The sequence below is a fragment of the Streptomyces sp. UW30 genome (assembly GCF_008042075.1).
Lineage (GTDB): Bacteria > Actinomycetota > Actinomycetes > Streptomycetales > Streptomycetaceae > Streptomyces.
In genome coordinates this window covers 430,062-448,501 of sequence record NZ_RDBN01000033.1, presented here as the reverse complement: position 1 = coordinate 448,501, position 18,440 = coordinate 430,062, and the positions used below count along the sequence as shown (strand labels likewise).

At 70.4% G+C, this 18,440-nt stretch carries 15 protein-coding genes and 3 pseudogenes; 9 read left to right on the top strand and 9 right to left on the bottom strand.

Annotated features, from left to right (window positions below; genetic code table 11):
- The 5 genes and pseudogenes from EAO75_RS17370 to EAO75_RS17350 form a co-directional block, all read right to left on the bottom strand.
- The coding region (locus tag EAO75_RS17370; RefSeq protein ID WP_187284475.1) for an amino acid adenylation domain-containing protein at positions 1 to 1,132 on the bottom strand (1,132 nt) is incomplete at its 3' end.
- Positions 1,133 to 1,405: 273 nt separating this feature from the next.
- Positions 1,406 to 1,588: pseudogene (locus EAO75_RS48605) on the bottom strand (IS6 family transposase); the annotation flags it as partial.
- 112 nt (positions 1,589 to 1,700) lie between these two features.
- Positions 1,701 to 1,880, bottom strand: a complete 180-nt coding sequence (locus EAO75_RS17360; protein ID WP_147995947.1) for a hypothetical protein — start codon at positions 1,878 to 1,880, stop codon at positions 1,701 to 1,703.
- 267 nt (positions 1,881 to 2,147) lie between these two features.
- Positions 2,148 to 3,395 carry a helix-turn-helix domain-containing protein gene (locus EAO75_RS17355; RefSeq protein WP_147995946.1) on the bottom strand — a complete coding sequence of 416 codons (1,248 nt, stop codon included), beginning with the start codon at positions 3,393 to 3,395 and terminating at the stop codon, positions 2,148 to 2,150.
- Positions 3,396 to 3,837: 442 nt separating this feature from the next.
- Positions 3,838 to 4,041 (bottom strand): hypothetical protein, encoded by a 204-nt coding sequence (locus tag EAO75_RS17350; RefSeq protein ID WP_147995945.1) that lies wholly within the window; start codon positions 4,039 to 4,041, stop codon positions 3,838 to 3,840.
- Between the two features lie 468 nt (positions 4,042 to 4,509).
- Between EAO75_RS17350 and EAO75_RS17345 the strand changes: the two genes are divergently transcribed.
- From EAO75_RS17345 to EAO75_RS17305, 9 genes are all read left to right on the top strand, one after another.
- Positions 4,510 to 5,610, top strand: a complete 1,101-nt coding sequence (locus EAO75_RS17345) for a GNAT family N-acetyltransferase (protein WP_147995944.1) — start codon at positions 4,510 to 4,512, stop codon at positions 5,608 to 5,610.
- Positions 5,603 to 5,980, top strand: coding sequence for a nucleotide pyrophosphohydrolase (locus EAO75_RS17340; RefSeq protein ID WP_147995943.1), 378 nt, complete (start codon positions 5,603 to 5,605; stop codon positions 5,978 to 5,980). Before EAO75_RS17345 ends, EAO75_RS17340 begins: the two co-directional genes overlap by 8 nt.
- On the top strand, positions 5,977 to 6,651 hold the full coding sequence (locus tag EAO75_RS17335; protein ID WP_147995942.1) for a nucleoside 2-deoxyribosyltransferase: 675 nt from the start codon (positions 5,977 to 5,979) through the stop codon (positions 6,649 to 6,651). The genes EAO75_RS17340 and EAO75_RS17335 overlap by 4 nt, the downstream gene beginning before the upstream one ends.
- Entirely contained in the window at positions 6,648 to 7,934 is a 1,287-nt protein-coding gene (locus EAO75_RS17330; RefSeq protein WP_147995941.1) for a hydroxymethylcytosylglucuronate/cytosylglucuronate synthase, read from the top strand. The genes EAO75_RS17335 and EAO75_RS17330 overlap by 4 nt, the downstream gene beginning before the upstream one ends.
- A gap of 14 nt (positions 7,935 to 7,948) precedes the next feature.
- Positions 7,949 to 8,941 carry a cytosylglucuronate decarboxylase gene (gene blsE / locus EAO75_RS17325; protein ID WP_147995940.1) on the top strand — a complete coding sequence of 331 codons (993 nt, stop codon included), beginning with the start codon at positions 7,949 to 7,951 and terminating at the stop codon, positions 8,939 to 8,941.
- A 54-nt stretch (positions 8,942 to 8,995) separates the two neighbouring features.
- Positions 8,996 to 9,934, top strand: a complete 939-nt coding sequence (blsF, locus tag EAO75_RS17320) for a CGA synthase-related protein (RefSeq protein ID WP_147995939.1) — start codon at positions 8,996 to 8,998, stop codon at positions 9,932 to 9,934.
- A 52-nt stretch (positions 9,935 to 9,986) separates the two neighbouring features.
- Positions 9,987 to 11,150, top strand: coding sequence for a DegT/DnrJ/EryC1/StrS family aminotransferase (locus tag EAO75_RS17315; protein ID WP_147995938.1), 1,164 nt, complete (start codon positions 9,987 to 9,989; stop codon positions 11,148 to 11,150).
- Between the two features lie 51 nt (positions 11,151 to 11,201).
- Positions 11,202 to 12,497 carry an MFS transporter gene (locus tag EAO75_RS17310; RefSeq protein ID WP_147995937.1) on the top strand — a complete coding sequence of 432 codons (1,296 nt, stop codon included), beginning with the start codon at positions 11,202 to 11,204 and terminating at the stop codon, positions 12,495 to 12,497.
- Between the two features lie 153 nt (positions 12,498 to 12,650).
- The gene (locus EAO75_RS17305; RefSeq protein WP_147995936.1) at positions 12,651 to 14,270 is read left to right on the top strand and encodes an ABC-F family ATP-binding cassette domain-containing protein; all 1,620 of its coding nucleotides are present in this window, start codon (positions 12,651 to 12,653) and stop codon (positions 14,268 to 14,270) included.
- A gap of 579 nt (positions 14,271 to 14,849) precedes the next feature.
- Here EAO75_RS17305 and EAO75_RS17300 read toward each other — a convergent pair.
- The 4 genes and pseudogenes from EAO75_RS17300 to EAO75_RS17280 all read right to left on the bottom strand — a co-directional run bounded on the left by EAO75_RS17300 (position 14,850) and on the right by EAO75_RS17280 (position 18,380).
- Positions 14,850 to 16,723, bottom strand: a pseudogene (locus EAO75_RS17300) (rhamnogalacturonan lyase).
- 322 nt (positions 16,724 to 17,045) lie between these two features.
- A pseudogene (locus EAO75_RS17290) lies at positions 17,046 to 17,246 on the bottom strand (SAM-dependent methyltransferase); the annotation flags it as partial.
- Positions 17,247 to 17,328: 82 nt separating this feature from the next.
- The gene (locus EAO75_RS17285; RefSeq protein WP_147995935.1) at positions 17,329 to 18,072 is read right to left on the bottom strand and encodes a class I SAM-dependent methyltransferase; all 744 of its coding nucleotides are present in this window, start codon (positions 18,070 to 18,072) and stop codon (positions 17,329 to 17,331) included.
- A gap of 5 nt (positions 18,073 to 18,077) precedes the next feature.
- Positions 18,078 to 18,380 carry a 4a-hydroxytetrahydrobiopterin dehydratase gene (locus EAO75_RS17280; RefSeq protein ID WP_147995934.1) on the bottom strand — a complete coding sequence of 101 codons (303 nt, stop codon included), beginning with the start codon at positions 18,378 to 18,380 and terminating at the stop codon, positions 18,078 to 18,080.
- Between the last annotated feature and the right edge of the window lie 60 nt (positions 18,381 to 18,440).

Below are 18,440 nucleotides of genomic sequence, written 5' to 3'. Positions count from 1 at the left end.
CCCCAGTCCGATACATGCGTGTACCGGAGTCACCCGCGAACGGGTCGTGCAGGAAGCGGGCGGCGGTCTCCTCGGCACGGTTCAGATAGCCGGCGGCAACTCGCGGCCCGGAAATGAACAGTTCCCCGACAGCGCCGTCCTCGACGGGGTGCAGCTGTTCGTCCAGCACATAGGCACGGGTTCCGGGGAGCGGCGACCCGATCGGGACCGACGCTGACGGGTTCTTCCCCTCAGCCATCGCCGGAGTGACCGGGTACACCGTGGCGGTGATCGTGCCCTCAGTGGGCCCGTAGCAGCAGATGACATCCGCCGGAATGTCTTTGGCGAACCACTCTTGGAGGTCCCCATAGCGGATGACGTCATTGCCGACGTTCAGCAGCCGCAGGGTGCGCAGCCGGGGATCGCGGCGTTCGACATGGGCGAGCGTCTCGCGGAAGTAGGCCGGAGAGATGTCAACGACCGTGATGCCCAGCTCCGCGATCTTGTCGGAGATCTCCTGCGGCATCCAGAAATCGGCGTCGGGCAGGACAAGCGTGGCCCCGCTGAGGACCGCGAGGCCGATCTGCTCGAGTGACACATCGAAGACCGGGCCTGCCAGCATCAGGATCCGATCGCCGGAGCTGCAGCCGTAGATGTCCAGGACCCTCGTCAGGTGGTGGAGGAACGCCTCGTGGCTGACCATCACGCCTTTGGGCGTACCGGTTGAGCCCGAAGTGTGGATGATGTAGGCGAGATCACGCGTGTCAGGCGCCGCCGCCGCGATCGCCGACAGACGTTCAATGCTCAGGCCTCGACCAATGAGAACGTGGACCTGTGCGGCTTCAACGATCGACTGCCTGCGCTCGGCCGGCTGGTCCGGATCGATCGGGACGTGGGTCCCGCCGGCCCGGAAGATTGCCAGGAGCGCCACGAAGTGGTCGATCGAGCGCGGGATCTCCACCGCGACCCGCGCTCGATGCGCGACGCCCAGGTCTCGCAAACGGATCGCGAGCTGCGTCGCCTGTTCGTCGAGCTCGGCGTAGGTCAGCACGGCATCGCCATGCTGGATGGCCGGCGCATCGGGTGTGAGCAAAGCGTACTTCGCCAGGTGGTCGGCGAGGGTCCTGGGGACCGACTGCCCCGGGCCGTCCATGGGTGGTGCGCCACGTTGATCAGCGTCTGCCATCGTCCGGCGCTCAACATGTGCATGAAGGGCTGACAATCGAGACCCTCCTCCGTATCTCCTGTGGTCCAGCGGCAGCGATCGAGCCCCTGCCACAGTTCCGCTTCAGCCGTCAGGAGCCCCCGGCCCGCAAAGCTGGGAGATCCTCGGGCCCCTGAGATGATGTTGCTTCAGTTGCCAAAACGATGTCAACACTTTGGCAACTTTTCTTGCCTATTATATGCCTGAAGGTGCCATTGAATTGACGAAGACCTCCTCCCGGTGWCAKMTGWCACCGGGAGGAGGTCGGCGCCGGCGCAGCCGGTTCGCATACTTCTGGCCGAACTTCGCACACCACCGGCGGTGATCCTCGTACGAGACTTCGATGCCGCGCTCGAGCATCAGCTCCACGACCTCGCGGCAGGGGAGCGGGAAGGCTTGTTGCAGGTGGGGCGTAGGCTCAGGCCGGGCCGAGAAGCCCTGGGACGCACGGGGCGGTCTCGTTCAAGCCGCACAGGGTGAAGTCGGCGAGGTTGATCGATTCGTCCTTGCCGTGGCCCTAGAGGAGGATTCGCCTCCAGCGGGTGCCGAGGATCTCGGTCTTGATGTCTTCGCTCTCCGCCTCGCGTTCGTCGCGCAGGTGGATGCCGGCCGGGGCCAGGGGGCGGTCGGTGGAGGTGTACAGGCCCAGCTGCTGGACGTCCGCGGCGACGCGGGCGTATTGCTGGCCGGCGATCACTGGGGAACGCGCGGAAGTGGGCCCGGCTGCGCCCGAAGTACCCCCGTCCCGGCACCCCATGAGGGTGTCGCCGTCCTTCGTCGTGCCCCGACGGCAAACCCGTCCGCCGGGCCGACATCCATACGGCTCTCCGCCACACCCGTGGTCCGATCTCCTCGTCCGGCGCCCGGCGCCGCGCGCCGGGCTTGTCGAAGAGCGCGGCTGAGAGTTCTTTTCCGTCGAGCCACTCCTCGGCCGGCGGTGCGGTCAGTCCCGCGAGCCCGGCGGTCAGGTTGCCGGGGGCTCCCGGAGGCTGGGGTCGGCCTGTCTCTCCGAGGCCCAGGCCAGGGTCTCGGCCAGCGTGCGCCAGATCTCAGAGGCCAGGTGGACGTTGGAGGCGCTCTGGGCCTCTTGGGCGAGTTCCTCGATACGGCGGACACCGGCTTCGCGGTCGCCCTCGAGGATGCGGATCTGCTGGGCGAGGACCTCAAGCCGGATCCGGTCGCGGAAGGTCAGCTGCGGCAGGGCGTCTGTGAGCTGTTCGCACAGCATCTTGGCCTGCACCAAGTCCCGTTGGTGAAAGGCGAGATGGGCCTTGATGACGAGAAGCTCCTGGCGGTGCAGCGGGCCTCCGAAGAGACTCAAGGCGCTTTCGGCCTCGGCCAGCCACTGTTGGGCCTCGGTCACCCGGCGCGGGGTCATCTGCAGGTACAGGGAAGAGGCGGCCAGCCGCAGCCGCAGCACCAGGTCGACGTGGCTGGGCAGTTCGGTCAGGGCCCGCTGCAACAGCTCGACGGCACCCGGGTAGTCACCCTGACGGATGCGTACGTTGGCGGCCGACCACAGGGCCTCGGCACGCAGCACGGGGGGCAGGGCGTCGATCGGTTCCAGCAGCTGGTCGGCGAGCCGGCGCGCCTCCGTGATCAGGCCCGACTCCGCCTCGACCGAGACGAGCACCAGTTGGGCGCGGATGGTGTCCGCCACTGGGACGTCCCCATTGTCGGCCGTAACGAGGGCGGTCTGGGCGACGGCGCGGGCCTCGTCGATGTCACCGACGGAACGCAGGCAGCGGGCGAGGAGAGTGCGGGAGCGCACCTGGAGGGTGGACACCTCCAGGCGGTCGCTGAGTTCAGTGAGTTCGCGTGCCGCGGCGACTTCGTCCTGGCGTTTGCCCTGCTTGGCGTGCAGCTGGACCAGCTTCCACAGGGACAGCCAGCGCAGGGAGAGATCCTCGCCGCTATCCGCCTGGACGGCCTCGCCGAGCAGGCGGATAGCGTCGTCGGCATCATCCGAGGAACTGGCGGAGGCGAGGGCCTGACCCAGCAGCGAGGTGTGGATGCCCTGGAAAACGGACGCGGGCACGCCCAGTCGCCGGGTGAGGTGGTCGAGCACCATAGCGGTCGGGCGCCGGGCCCCGGACTCCAGGCGTGACAGATACGCGGTGGACATGCCCCCCTCGGCAACCTCGGCCTGGGACAGGCCCCGCTCCTGCCGGAGGGTTTTCAATAGCTGTCCGAACCCGGGTTGTTCGAGCACTTAGCCATCCCTCAGCCTGTGGGTCCCCGTGAATGGGACCATTTTCAGTATGGGAGACAGGTTTGTCAACTCTTGTCAACCCTGACCGGTGAAGGGGACGGCGACCCGGCAAACCAGCCGGACACCGGGACTGCGGACTGCGCAAGCCCCGCCCGGACACCGCTTCCGCCCGGCGTGGGACGCCGCACGGCGGCCCGCCGCTTCCAGGCCGGAACGCAGAGCGGTCCCGTCGCGGAGAGCGGGAGCCGGCCGCGGATGTCCGGCGCCCGCCGTCGGGTCACGAGCAGTAACCCAGCCGCCCACCACGCAGGCCACAGCCCGCCGCACTGGACGCTCCACGCAGGTCAGCCCGTCACCGCAGATGCCCTACAGGTCAAGGCCGGTCGCCGCGACCCGTACCGCACAGGGGGCAAACCCTCGCCGCAACCGGGCGCCCCGAAGGTTACGGCCAGTCGATGCGGTCTGCCACGGCGGCCGTAGCGGACAGCACGCGGACGTCGTGCGCGCCGTGAAGCGGCCAGTCGATCCTCACCTGCGAGGCCTGGACCGCACGGCCCTCGGTGCCGGCGTGGACGGCGGCCGCCCCGAGTGCGAGGACTGCGGCCGACAGGACGGCGGTGGTAGTGCGACGACAGGCGTCCTTCATGAGTCTTCCCCCGGGAAGTTGAGTGCGGTGGTGTCTGTAGGCCCACCGGGCAGGTGCGCGGTCGGACCGGCCCGGGAACGGTCAGTCCCTGGAAGCCGGCGGCGGCCGCTCGGTCAGTTTGAAGCTAGATCACTTGCCAAAGTTTGACAAGACTCGATGAGCGATTGACAAGTCTGTCCAGCCGCACCTAGCGTCCTGTCCCGAACGAGAAAGCCGCGGTCATGCCGAGGCCCTGCCCCTGATGTCTCGGCGCCCGCCGCAGCGGGCGCGCGGCGACGACAGGGCGTGTGGTCCCGCGGCAGACGTCGACCCACGATGCGGAGTCCCATGGCACCGACCGCTGGCTGAAGAAGACCCCGCCCACCCGGTACATGCGCAAGTCCCGTGCCATGCGGGACCTTTCGGCCGGACGGCACCTGGTGTGAACAGCGACAGCAGCCCAGCGACCCAGACCAAGGTGATCACACGGTGACAGCCCTGACACACACGCCCCTGCCCACGACTGAGCCGCCCCAGGCCGGCTCCCCCCGCATCCGCGCGGCCGGCGAGGACGACCGAGACTTCCTCAGGTCCCTCTTCACCAGCACGCTCAGCCCGTTCTACGACGGTGACCACGCCGCGCACGCCGATCGCGTCCTCGATGCGCATCTCGCCTCCGGACGCGATCCGTTCGGCCACTTCTCCCACTCCCAGCGCACCTTCATGCTGTGTTCGGACGACACACCCGACGCCGAGCGGCTGGGTGTGCTGCACCTGGTGGTCAAGCGCCAGGGCACGGTGAAGATCAGTCCGCTGATCCTCGTGCCGGAGCACCGCAGCCGCTCCAGACTCGGCACCACGCTGTTGCGCGCGGCGGAGGACTTCGCCCGCGAGGCCGGCGCCCGGCAGCTCTACTGCACGGTCGCCGCCGCCAACACCGCCGCGATCGACTTCTTCCTCTGGCATGGCTTCGTGCTGGCGGGCGGCGCGCCCGGCCAGTACAAGTCGGACAGCACCGAGCACATGCTCTACAAGGACCTGACCCTGCGCACGGAGCCCGCCGGGGACGACCACAGCGGTGTCGTGAGCGACGCCCGCATCCGCCTGTTCCGGCCACAGGACGCGCCCGGGCTGCGTGAGCTCGTGCTGCGCGCGATGCAGCCCGCGTACCGGGGTGTGAACGCGGACTGGGTGGACGCGCTGATTGCCGGGCACGACCGGCGCGACCACGGTGATCTCAACCAGAAGTTCAAGATCATCCACGTGGCGGTGGACGAAACGAACACCGTGTGCGGAGTGGCCGCCGCCGGCCCGAAGAAGGGCCTGTCCGTCAAGCTGATGCCGCTGTGCGCGGACCATCCAGCCGTCCTCGCCCAGCTTCTGGACCAGCTGCCCGACCTGTACCGCGGGCTCGGTCGCAAGCTCTACACCCACCAGCCGCCGGATCCCGCCATCACCGCGCTCATGCAGAGCCGCGGCTGGTCCCTGGAGGGCCTGATGCCGGCCGCGTACCACCCCGACACCTGCATCGTTCAATGGGGCCTGACGCTGCCCGCAGCGCTGCACCGCACCGGAGACGCACATGAGTGACCTGGACCAGTACGCCGACGAACTGCACTCCTTCGTAGCCGCACGCGGCTGGGACGCCTTCCAGAACCCCAAGAACCTGGCGATGGCCCTCGGCGGCGAGAGCGGGGAACTGCTGGCGCTTTTGCAGTGGCTCACCCCGGAGGAGGCCGCGGCACGCCCCTTCGAGGACCCCGAGTTCCGCCGCGAACTCGCCCACGAACTTGCCGACATCCTCAACTATCTGCTGCGGCTGTCCCGTTCGGCCGGTATCGACCTGCTCGCGGCCGCCCGCGAGAAGCTCGCCCTCAACGAGCAGCGTTACCCGGTGGAGCTGGCACGCGGTAATGCCCTGAAGTATGACCGGCTGACCGAGGCGGGTGAGCAGGCATGAGCGGCACCACTCCCCTGCCCCCTACGTCCGCTGCCGCGGCGCACACCGCGGCCGGCCGGCGCATCGGCGACGGCCTCACCGGTGGCCTGCGTGTCTTTCTCGCCGCGCCGTTCGTGCAGTTCATCGATCCGGCCGATGGCGTGGTCCGTCCGCAGTGGCGGCAGCGGCTGTCGGCCTTGCGTGAGGCACTTCTCGACGCCGGGCATGCAGTCTTCAACGCCCACCACAACGAGGGGTGGGGCGAGTGGGGTCTGCCCCCACAGGAGTGCGTCCCCTCCGACTTCCGCGCGATGCAGTGCGCCGACCTGGTGCTCGCCTACCCGGGGACCCCGCCCTCCACGGGCGTCGCGCTCGAACTGGGCTGGGCCTCCGCGCTGCGCAAGCCCGTCGCCCTGCTGCTCGACCCCGGCACCACCTACAGCCCGATGATTTCGGCACTCGGCGAGATCTCCCCGGTGCTGCAGCTGCCGTTCGACGGCAGCTGGTCCGCGCAGAGCCTCGACGGCGCGGTCCGCACCACCCTGGACTGGGCGGCCGGTCTCGGCGTCCGGCCGGGGCCGTGGAGCGCACCGGAGCTGGACCCGGCCCTGGCCTACCACCGGCACGCGACGGGCCGCCCCGGCACGCCCGCGGCGGAGCCGGCCGCCGCGGAAACGGTGGTGCCGGCATGACGACCGCACTGCGGACACTCCCAGCCGCCGCCGGGCCCGGCCGGCCGCCCACCGCCGTGACCGTCGCCCTGTGCGGTGTCGAGTTCGGCTGGGGCAGTGCCGGAAAGCTCGGTGCGATCGTGCACGCGCTGCGGGCGGAGCTCGGCGACTGCGTGCGCTTCGTCGGGCTCGGCTCGCGGCTCGGCCGCGAGATCGTGCGCGGCCACGGTGTCGAAGAGTGGCACGACGTCGACCTCACGGATGCGCGGGCGCTGCGCGCCCTGGTGGACGAGCGGTCCCTGGACGCCGCCGTGTGCGTCCTGGACCGGGCCGCTGCAGTGGCGCTGGAGGACGCAGGCTGCCCCGTCGTGTTCGTCGACAGCCTGCCGTTCCTGTGGACGAAGGACGACCTGGACAGCCTGCCGCTGCGAGCCGGCGCCTACTGCGCACAGCTGGTTCCCGGGCTGCCGGGTCCGGCCTGGCCCGTGCTGGCCCGTGTGGAGAACCTGCGCTGGGTCGAGTCGGTGGTCGTCCCCGGGCCGGTTCGGACAGGACGCGAGGTGCGGCGGGCCGGCGAACGCCGCGCGGTGGTCAGCCTGGGCGGCCTGCTGTCACCGCTGCTGGACGACCCCTCCGCCTACCTGTCCCTGACGGTGCCGGCCGTGCTTGGCGCTCTCGCCGCGTGGGGCACCCGTCAGGTCACGCTGTGCGGCAACGTGCCCGAGGGGGTGCTCGACGGCATCACCGTCCCGGCGGGCCTGGACGTACGAAGCGGCGCCCTCGGCCACCAGGGCTTCCTGGCCGAGATCGCTGAGGCCGACGTCCTGCTCGCCTCCCCCGGTCTGACCACGCTGCTGGAGACCAGCACGCGCGGGGTGCCCGTGGTGTGCCTGCCCCCGCAGAACATCAGCCAGATCCTCAACGCCTCCTTCTACGCGCAGGCCACCGAGGCGCCGGTCGCCGAGTGGCCCGAGGAGGTGTTCCGCGCCCAGGAGGTGCTCGACGCCCGCCTGGTCACGGCACCCGGTGACGTCGCGGACGACGGTGGATCGCCCGGCGAGGATGCCGCCCTGGAACTGATCTACGGCGGGATCGCGCGCGCCGCCCGCACCCCCGCGCCGGTCCGCGCGGCCCTGACCGAGCGCATCGGCGCCTGCCTCGCCGCGGTCGAGCGGCAGCAAGGCCAATGGACCGCCCTGGCCCGGCTGGTCGGCACCGGCGGCGCGGCCCAGGTCGCCGACATCGTGCTGGCCACCGCGGCTCGCCGCGGCACCAGTCACCGCCCCGCTGACCTCCCTTCCTGAAAGGCTGACCGATCATGCAGGAACGACACCGTTATCTGTTCATCCGTGTGCTGGAGGCATGCAACGCCGACTGCTTCATGTGCGAGTTCGCCCTGTCCCGGGACACCTACCGGTTCAGCCCGGAGGACTTCGCCGAATTGCTGCCGGAGGCGGTCGCGAAGGGGGTGGGCTACGTCCGCTTCACCGGCGGCGAGCCGCTGATGCACCGGGACGTCGTCGATCTGGTGCGCATGGGCACGGAGCACGGCATGCGCATGTCGCTGATCACGAATGGCATGTTCCTGCCCCGCTTCGTCGACCGGCTCGCCGACGCCGGGCTGGCCCAGGTGATCGTCAGTCTGGACGGCTCCTCCGCTGCCACCCACGACGTCTACCGCCGCTCTCCCGGCATGTTCGACAACGGTCTGGAAGGGCTGCGCCGGGCAAAGGAGTTGGGGATCATCCCGCGCGTCAACTCCGTCGTGGGACCGCACAACTTCGCGCAGATGCCCGAGCTGCAGCGGGTGCTGACCGACCTCGGCGTCCAGCAGTGGGAGCTGTCCGCGATCAAGCTGGACCGTGAGATCCGCTATCCGTCGGCGGAGGAGGTCATCGCCTCCTGTGAGCCCATCTACACCGCCGACCCGACCACCACGCTCGTACCGCTCGGCAAGCGCTTCTACGGCGACACACCCGAGGAGCAGAAGGCCTTCTTCGAGGAGTCCCTGCCGCCGCGCGCCTCGGAGCCGCTGTGTCTGGTCACCGAGGACGTGATCTACCTGGACGGCAAGAACGGCCGGATGTTCTCGTGCAGTTGCCTTCCGCACAAGGAGGGGGACGAGGGCCCCGGCGGCGCGCCGCTGCGCACCGACGACGGCAAGGTCATGCTCGACAGCCCCGTCTTCCGCACCCACGTGGATCTCTTCAAGCAGCAGGGTCCGACGATGTGCGGCGGCTGCTCCACGACCGCCGCCGGCTACAGCGACGACCTCGCACGCATGGGCGCCGTACCGGCCTGGAACTACTGACGCCCCGCCTTCCCCTCACGCCCGCGTCTGGAACCGACCGCGCCCGGAGCCACCATGTCCTCACCCACCACAGCCCCGCATCCCGCCCCGCCGCGGCTGCGCGTTCTCGCCGCCGCCCGACCCACACTGGAGTCCCGGGCCGCGCTGCGCCATGTCAGCGCCCACCTCACCGAAGTCGAGCTGACCGCTGAGCCGGACGCAGGCCCCGCCCTCGGCGCCGCCGTGGTGTGCGACGACGATGTGCTCGCCGCGCGCCTGAGCGCCTCCGGCGTGCCAGTTGTATTCGTCGCCTCCGGTGGCCCCCCGCCCGGCGACACCTGGCCGCCGTCGGCCGTCCGCTGCCTGCACCGGCCCGGCTGGCTGGGCGGGCAGCGCGCCATGGGCGTGCACACGGTCGGCACGATCGCGCCGCCCCGGGCCGCCCGGGCGCGTGCGGCGCGCGGCGCGGTCGTCCAGCTGTCCACGCCGGATCTGCACCCCGCCGACCACGCGGCCGTCGCCCGGGCGGGCGCGGCCCTGCGCGCCGCCGCGGAAGCGGCACGGTACGACGGGAAACCGCTGCTCGGTGTGGTCCTGGACGCGCCGGTGCCCGCACGGTCCGCCCTGCTGTCCGCGGCCGGAGAGGACACCAGCGCGCTGCCCGTCATAGGAGTCGAGGAGGCCACCACGGAGCGGCTGCTGGCCGAGGCGTCGCTGCTGGTCTCCTCGCCCCTGCTGACTGCCGTCAACCAGGCGCACGCCGCTCGGGTCCCGCTGCTGCTGCTCCCAGCGCTGGACGCGGACCAGGCCGGTCGGCTTGCAGGGATCACGGAGGCGACCGGCATCGAGGTGCTCGACGCGGCCGCACCAGACACCTCGGCCGCCCGCGCCGTCCGAGGTGCCGACCCGCTCTGGAACAGCATCTCCCGGGCACTGGAGCACGCCGGCGACGACCGGCGCGGCGCCCAGCGCGTCGCCCGTCAGGTCCGGCAGCTCCTGCTCGCCCCGTTCTGACGCGGCCTCTCCCCGCAGCCCCTGTCCACCCACCTCGAACGGAAGCCTGCTGATGCTGCGTCCCTTCCCCTACGGCGCCAACTACCTCTCCCTGGGGGACACCCCCGAACTGCACCGGTCCCTCAACAACAAGGTCCTCTTCCGCTACAGCGCCCCTGCGCCGAGCAACGCCGACCTGCTGGAGGCGTACGCGGCCGAGCGGCTCGGCGCGGGGCGGGCGCTGACCGTGCCGAACGGCACACAGGCCCTGCGCGTGGCGCTGATGGGCACCCGACCGCGGATCGGCGACCCCGTGTACATACCGGCGGTCACGTTCGTCGCGGTGGCCGGTGCCGTGCTGTCCTGCGGACTGGTTCCGGTCCTCGTCGACGTCGATGAGCGGTTCGGCCTGGACGCCTCGCTGCTGCCCGCGGACGCGGAGCGAGTGGTGGTGGCGCACATGGAGGGCACTGTCGTCGACCTGCCCGAGCGGGTGCCGTACCTGATCGAGGACAGCGCGCAGGCCATGGGAGGACACCACACGGACGGGCGGCACGCCGGTACCGTCGGCTATGCGGGCACGTTCAGCTTTCACCACGCCAAGATCCTCACCTCCGGCGAGGGCGGCCTGGTCGTGGTCCGCGACCCCGCCCATTGGGACGTCCTGCGCTCCTACACCGACCACGGCTCGGCCCGCGAGCAGGGCAAGTACCCGGGCTGGAACCCCGGCGCGTTCTACGGCGAAAACCTGTGTGCCAACGAGGCCGTGGCCGCCGTACAGCTCCAGCAGTTCCGGCGGCTGGATGAGATCCTCTCCTCTCTGGAGCGGCACTACGCCCTGACGCTGGAGGCGCTCGGCGAGCGCTCGGACGTCACCGTGATCCCCAAGCGCCCCGGTGACGTCAAGACCAGCGTGCGGCTGCTGGTGGAGTCGCGACGTCTGCGAGACCGGGCCATAGAGCGGCTGGAGGAACGGGGGCTGCCCTGCTGGAGCTTGGACAAGTACCTCTTGCCCGAGCACCCGGTGGTGGCGGGCCGCGCCTCGCTGTACGCGGATGGGTTCCCGTGGAACCTGGCCGACGGCGACGACCGTTACGCGCCGTTGAGCCGGGACGGTTTCGCCGCAACTCGCGACCGGCTGAGCCGCACCCTGTGCATACCGCTCACCCCGGAACTCGACGAGGCGGAACAGATCATGTTCGCTAAGGAGATTGCCGCCGTCGTTGCCGAGCTCTGAACGGCACCCACCTGCCCGGCGGACCTTCCCCACAAGAACCGAGAGAATGCCATGACCCATGCCGTATCCGACAGCAGGCCCGAAGAGCCGTCCACCGAAACCGACTCCAAGCCTGCGCCCGCCGGGAACCGGTTCCTCACCGTCCTGAGAGACAGGGACATGCGCGCTCCACTGCTGTGGAGCATCGTCGGCCGGTTCCCGCTGTTCCTGGTCTCGCTTGCCCTTGTAGTGTTCGCTACCTCGCGAGGCACGGGCTACGGTTCCGCGGGCCTGCTGCTGGCCTGCTACTCGCTGGGCGGTGCGATGCTTGCGCCGATCGTCGCCCGCCGCGTCGACGTGCACGGCCAAACTCCCCTGCTCCTCCTTACCGGTGTTGTCCACCCGCTGGCACTGATCGCTCTGGTGTGCGTGGCGCCTGACGCCCGCCTCCTGCAGCTGGTGTGCGCGAGCGTCGCGGGCGCCACGATCCCGCCGATCAGCGGCTCTGTCCGGTCGCTGTGGAGCGCGCTGCCCACCAGTGGCCGGGAGGCGGGCTTCTCCCTGGAGGCGGTGCTCAGCGAGATCTTCTTCATCGGCGGACCGCTGCTGCTCAGCGGCATACTGTTCTGGGGAACCCCCGCCACGGCCCTGGTCGTCGGCGGGGTTCTGGCGGGCGTGGGTGCCATCGGTTTCGCAACCACGCAAGCCTCGCGCAACTGGCGCGCCGAGGAGACCGAGAGCGACCTGCTGGGCGCTCTGCGCTCGCCGGGCCTGGTCCGATTGCTGGCCATCCTGATCTGCGCGGCCGTGTCCACGGGCGTGTTCAACCTAGCCCTGCCCGCCTTTGCCGAGGAACACGGCTCCGCGGACAGCGTCGGGCTGATCTTCGGTGCCTGGGGCGTCGGCGGGGTCGTCGGCGGGCTCTGGTATGGCAGCCGCACCCGGGACTGGCCCGCCGAACGCACCCTCGCCATCGGCCTGCTCCTCCTGTCCGCGCTCACCGCACTGCCCCTGCTCGCCTGGGACAACTGGTCGATAGGCTTGGCCCTCGCCGTCGGCGGCCTGGTCTATGCCCCGGTAACGGTCGTGCAGTACGAACTCGTCGCGCGCACGGCCCCATCAGGCGCCATCACCGAGGCCTTCACCTGGGTCATCACCGTTAACGTCGTCGGCACCGCCGTCGGTGCTCAACTCGGCGGTCTCCTCGTCGGCGCCTACGGCACCTGGGCGGCCTTCGCCGCGGCGGTCGCCGCCCTGCTGGCGGGCACCGCCGTCGCCTTCGCCGTACGCCACCGGTTCACGGCCCCGGCCGGCACCCCCGGCTCGACCCACCGCGATCCAGCGGACCCGGACCTCCACAACGCCTGAGCGGATGCCTCGGGGCCCCGGCTGCCGGCGGCCGGGAAAATAATGAGCAGCCGTCGACCGGGCCCGCCTGGCACCGTGGTTGGGGCCGCCCGCCCACACAGCGCGCCGGCGCACCCACGCCATATCCGTACAGCAGACAAGGACACAGGAAAGATGGGACATCTGGAGGCCTCTCACCTCGAGTACTACCTGCCCGACGGTCGGGTGCTACTCGGGAACGTGTCGTTCCGGGTGGGCGAGGGAACTGTGGCGGCCCTGGTCGGGGCGAACGGCGCCGGCAAGACCACGCTGCTACGCCTGCTGTCCGGCGAGCTGAAGCCGCACGGCGGCACCGTGACTTCCAGTGGCGGCGTCGGGGTGATGCGGCAGTTCGTCGGCTCGGTGCGGGACGAGACCACGGTCCGCGATCTGCTGGTGTCGGTGGCGCCGACGCGCATCCAGCAGGCCGCCCGGGCCGTCGACGCGGCCGAAACCCTCATGATGACGGTGGACGACGAGGCCGCCCAGATGAAGTACGCCCAGGCCCTCGCCGACTGGGCGGAGGCGCGAGGCTACGAGGCGGAGACTCTATGGGACATGTGCACCATGGCCGCGCTCGGGATGCCGTACGAGAAGGCGCAGTGGCGCCAGGTGCGCACTCTGTCGGGTGGTGAGCAGAAACGGCTCGTGCTGGAGGCGCTGCTGCGCGGTCCGGACGAGGTCCTCCTGCTGGACGAACCCGACAACTATCTGGATGTACCGGGCAAACGATGGCTTGAGGAGCGACTCGCCGAGACCGGCAAGACCGTTCTGTTCGTCTCGCACGACCGGGAGCTGCTGGCCCGCGCAGCCGGGCGGATCATCGCGGTGGAGCCGGGACCGGCCGGCTCCGACGTCTGGGTGCACGGTGGCGGCTTCGGCTCCTTCCACGAGGCACGGCAGGAGCGGTTCGCCCGGTTCGAGGAACTGCGCCGCCGCTGGGCCGAGAAGCACGCCCAGCTCAGGAAGCTGGTACAGGACCTGCAGCAGTACGCCGCGCGCAGCGACGATATGGCCTCCCGTTACCAGGCGGCCCGGACCCGGTTGCGCAAGTTCGAGGAGATCGGCCCGCCGCCGGAGCCGCCGCGCAAGCAGGAGATCCGGATGCGTCTGCGGGGTGGCCGGACCGGGGTGCGGGCCGTCACATGCGAGCATCTGGAGCTGACCGGGCTGATGAAGCCGTTCTCGTTGGAGGTCTTCTACGGCGAGCGAGTGGCGGTCCTCGGCTCCAACGGCTCGGGTAAATCGCACTTCCTGCGGCTGCTGGCCGGGGAGGACGTCGCCCACACGGGAGTGGTGAAGCTGGGCGCACGGGTGATACCGGGTCATTTCGCTCAGACGCATGCGCATCCGGAGCTGATGGGGCGCACGTTGGTGGACATCCTGTGGACGGAGCACGCCCAGGACCGCGGCGCGGCCATGTCGGCGCTGCGCCGCTACGAGCTGGACCGCCAGGGGGACCAAACCTTCGACCGCCTCTCCGGTGGCCAGCAGGCCCGTTTCCAGATCCTGCTGCTGGAGCTCCAGGGGACCACCGCGCTGCTGCTGGACGAGCCGACGGACAACCTGGACCTGGAGTCGGCGGAGGCTCTCCAGGAAGGTCTGGAGTCGTACGAGGGGACGGTCCTGGCGGTCACCCACGACCGCTGGTTCGCACGGTTCTTCGACCGCTTCCTGGTCTTCGGCAGCGACGGCTGGGTACGCGAGACCCAAGAGCCGGTGTGGGACGAGCGCCGGGTGGAGCGGGCACGCTGACTCGAGTGATGTGTGTTCCGTTCAGAAATGAGCCGCCGCAGCTCATAGGGGGTCTGGTGGGAACTGCGGGGGTACTGGGACCAGGCCGAGATGATGGTCTCGCTGGTGTATGACCCGCCCACCTCGACGGAGCGGAGCGCTTCGCGGTCTCGCGCGAGGCGCCGCAGGGCACCGGGGTGCCGTCCCACAGCCGCACCACGTCGGTGACTGTCGGCGACGGGTGAAAAGTGGACCGGTGGCGACGCTTGGGTTCGTCGGCGCTGGTTCAACATTCGCGCGTCGTCGACACCCGACCAGTGCTGGGGCCGTGCGAGGCAAGCAGCCGTGGCGCAGGGAGACCCGGGGCATGCCGCGTGAGTACGGCTTCCACGTGCTGCGGCACACGTTCGCAAGCGTGGTCCTGGCCGAGGGCGGTTCATGGCCGGCGAGCTCGCCGAGGCGGATGAGTCTCCTGAGGGGTCCTCTTGAAATGGATCTCCCCAGATTCGCCCCAGCAGCTTTGGATCACGAGAGAAAGCGACCGCCCGCAGGGTGCGAGCGGTCGCCCAAGCTGTCGATTTTCCAGGACATAGGCCGAGGTCAGGGCGTATACACGGCGGGCCTGGGCGCGGTGGCCATGCCATTGCCGAGGAAGAAGCTCGGGTGCGGGGGCTGGTTGTAGGCGGTGTTCTGCCATGCGATGCCCGTGCGGTACATCGTGTCGTGGAGCAGGGTCGTGATCTTCGTGTTCGCCTCGTACGGCGTCGAGTAGATCCGCAGCGCCGTGTTGCCGCTGGTGCGCCAGACGACCTCCTCGCGCCAGTCGCCGAGGATGTCGCCCGAGAGCACGGGTGTGGCCTTGGTGCCGTTGTTGGAGGAGACACCGGAGCCGGTCAGCAGACGGGTGTCGGACGACGTGCCGTACTTGTCGATGCGGGTCCCGTCGAGGAGTTCACGGACGGTGTCGCCGTCCCACCAGGACAGGAAGTTGACGGAGGACGGCTCGCGGCCCTTGGCGGCGCCGGCCTCGTCGCGGACCGAGGAGTCGGAGGCGGACCATATCTCGGCGCCGTCGTTGCCGGCCCAGATGTCCCCGGCGACTCCGCGGCCGTTGTCGCAGCAGGCGGCGAGGACCAGTTCACGGTGCCGTTGGCCGGGTCGATGTACAGCTCGGCGGGCTGGCCGGTCGACTCCGAGACCTTGAAGTACTCAAGTCCCGCGTGCGAAGGGTCGAGGTCGCCGAGGTGCTGGGCGTCGCCGTGGCCGGTCCTGGTGGTCCACAGGCCGTTGCCGTTGTCGTCGACGGCCATCGCGCCGTAGACGATCTCGTCCTTGCCGTCGCCGTCCACGTCCCCGACGGACAGGCTGTGCGAGCCCTGGCCGTCGAACCCCTTGCCGGTGTTGGTGGAGGAGTTGGTGTCGAAGGTCCAGCGGCGGGTGAAGGCACCGCCCCGCCAGTCCCAGGCGGCGATGACCGTACGGGTGTAATAGCCGCGGGCCATGACGAGCGAGGGTCGGGAGCCGTCCAAGTAGGCGGTACCGGCGAGGAATCGATCGACGCGGTTGCCGTACGAGTCGCCCCACGACGAGACCGTTCCGCGGGCCGGGAGGTAGTCCACGGTCCCCATCGCCTTGCCGGTCTGCCCGTTGAACATGGTCAGGAACTCGGGTCCGGAGAGGACGTATCCGCTCGAATTCCGGTGGTCGGCGGACGAGTTGCCGATCACGGCCCCCGTCCCGTCGACCGTGCCGTCGGCCGTCTTCATGGCGACCTCGGCCTTGCCGTCGCCGTCGTAGTCGTACACCTGGAACTGCGTGTAGTGCGCGCCCGAGCGGATGTTGCGGCCCAGATCGATGCGCCACAGCCGGGTGCCGTCGAGCTTGACGCCGTCGACGATCGTGTTGCCGGTGTAGCCGGACTGGGAGTTGTCCTTGGCGTTGGTGGGCTGCCACTTCAGGACGAAGTCGAGGGCGCCGTCGCCGTCGAGATCGCCGACCGAGGCGTCGTTGGCCTCGTAGGTGTACGCGACTGCGTCGGGGGTCGTGCCGCCGGCGGGCGGGCTGATGGGGACGTCCTTGTAGCCCGGGCGGAACTGGACGGCGTGCACGGAGTCGGCCTGCTCGACGCCGCCCACGACGGCCCGGACGGTGTAGTCGGCCTGTTCGGGGGCGCCGGCGTGGAAGTAGTTCGTGGAGCCGGTGACCGGGGTCGAGTTGACCTTCGTACCGGCCCGGTAGACGTTGAAGGAGACGTCGTTCGGGTCGGTGCCGAGCCAGCGCCAGCTGACCAGGTTTCCGCTCGCGGTGTGGACGCTGACCACGCCCCGGTCGAGCTTCTCGACCTGCCGGGCGGTGGCGGCCTCGGCTGTTCCGGCGCCGTTCAGGGTGGTGAGTCCGGCGGCGATCAGGGCGGCGGTGGCGAGGGTCGCTGCGAGGGCGGCCCGGCGTCTACGGTGCTTGCGCGGGTGCTGCACGTGACGTACCTCCTCGGGAGGACGGACGGGTTCCGTTCCCTCAGTCGCCGCCGCGCGTGCGTAAGTTGCCGCGTCCGTCGGCCAGTTGGGCCGCCCTGCGGGCGTGCGTCACCCGGACCGGGCACCGAAACCGTCCACGCGCACCCCACCGGGCGGCACCGTCACGACCCAGCCCCGACGCAGGTCCGCCACCGTGCAACGAGGGCTGCGACCCTGACGACCGTGACCGGTGAAACGGGCCCCGCTGCCGACACCAAGCTGCGAACGAGCGCGTACAACTACGCGACGACGCCCGCTAGTTGGGCCGCCCTCCGGACAAGAATCACCCCGGCTTGCGGAACGCCCGCAGCGTGAACACCGGGTCGGGCCGAGGACGGTCCTGGTCCGGGAGCTGCGCCAGACGGGCCGCGAAACCGTCCGCGAGCGCCCCACCGGGCGGCACCGTCACGACCCAGCCCCGACGCAGGTCCGGCACCGTGCAACGAGGGCTGCGACCCTGACGACCGTGACCGGTGAAACGGGCCCCGCTGCCGACACCAAGCTGCGAACGAGCGCGTACAACTACGCGACGACGCCCGCTAGTTGGGCCGCCCTCCGGACAAGAATCACCCCGGCTTGCGGAACGCCCGCAGCGTGAACACCGGGTCGGGCCGGGGACGGTCCTGGTCCGGGAGCTGCGCCAGACGGGCCGCGAAACCGTCCGCGAGCGCCCCACCGGGCGGCACCGTCACGAACCAGCCCCGACGCAGGTCCGCCACCGTGCGGCGGGGGCTGCGCCCCTGACCGTGACCGGCGAAACGGGTCCCGCCTGCCGGGACCAGGCCGTGGGAGAGGGCGTACGACTCGACGAGCGCCGCTGTGTCCCGGGCCGGGCGGCGTGGGCGGGTGGCCATCACGGCATCGATGTCACTGCCCACGTTGTGGGCGGCGGCCTTGTCGACCGTGGTGACGTAGAACCCGCCGGGCCGCAGTACCCGGGCGCACTCGCCGACGATGGTGCGTACGTCCTCGGTGGACTGCGCGAGATGCAGCAGCCACACGCTGCTGACCGCGTCGAACCGGCCGTGCGGGAACGGCAGCCGGCGGCCGTCGGCGAGCACGACCGCGCCGGGCATGCGGGCGGCGGCCTGCCGGGCCATCGCGGGCGCGAGGTCGACGCCGGTCACGCGCAGGCCGTCCCGCCCCGCGGCGAGCCGCCGCGTCACGATGCCGGTGCCGCACGCGACGTCGAGCAGCCGCCGGGTGCCGTCCGGCAGAAAGCCCAGCACGGCCTGCGCGGCGGCCGCCGCCCGTGGCTCGCCGCCGCGCGAGGCGTCGTACCGCTCCGCTTCCTTGTCGTAGTCCAGCACGCGCGTCACTGTGCCCCGTGGCCGGGGGCGAGCTCCTCGATCCTGCGGGCGAGGGTGAAGTCCCGCTTGGTGACGGCGCCCACGGTGTGGGTGTTCACGGTGAGCGACACCGTGTTGTAGCCCAGGGTGAGGTCGGTGTGGTGGTCGAGCTCCTCCTGGACCTGGGCGATGTGCACGACCATCGCCGTGGCCGCGAAGTGCGAGGGGAGCCGGTAGGAGCGGGCGATGCGGTCGCCTTCCTGCGACCAGCCCGGCAGCTCCGCGAGCCGGTCCTCGATCTCCTTCTGCGACAGCGGTTCAAGGGGCATGGCCTCGCTCCTTCCTGCGCGGGAGGGCTACGGGATGGTTCGTCTTCAGCCTGCCACACG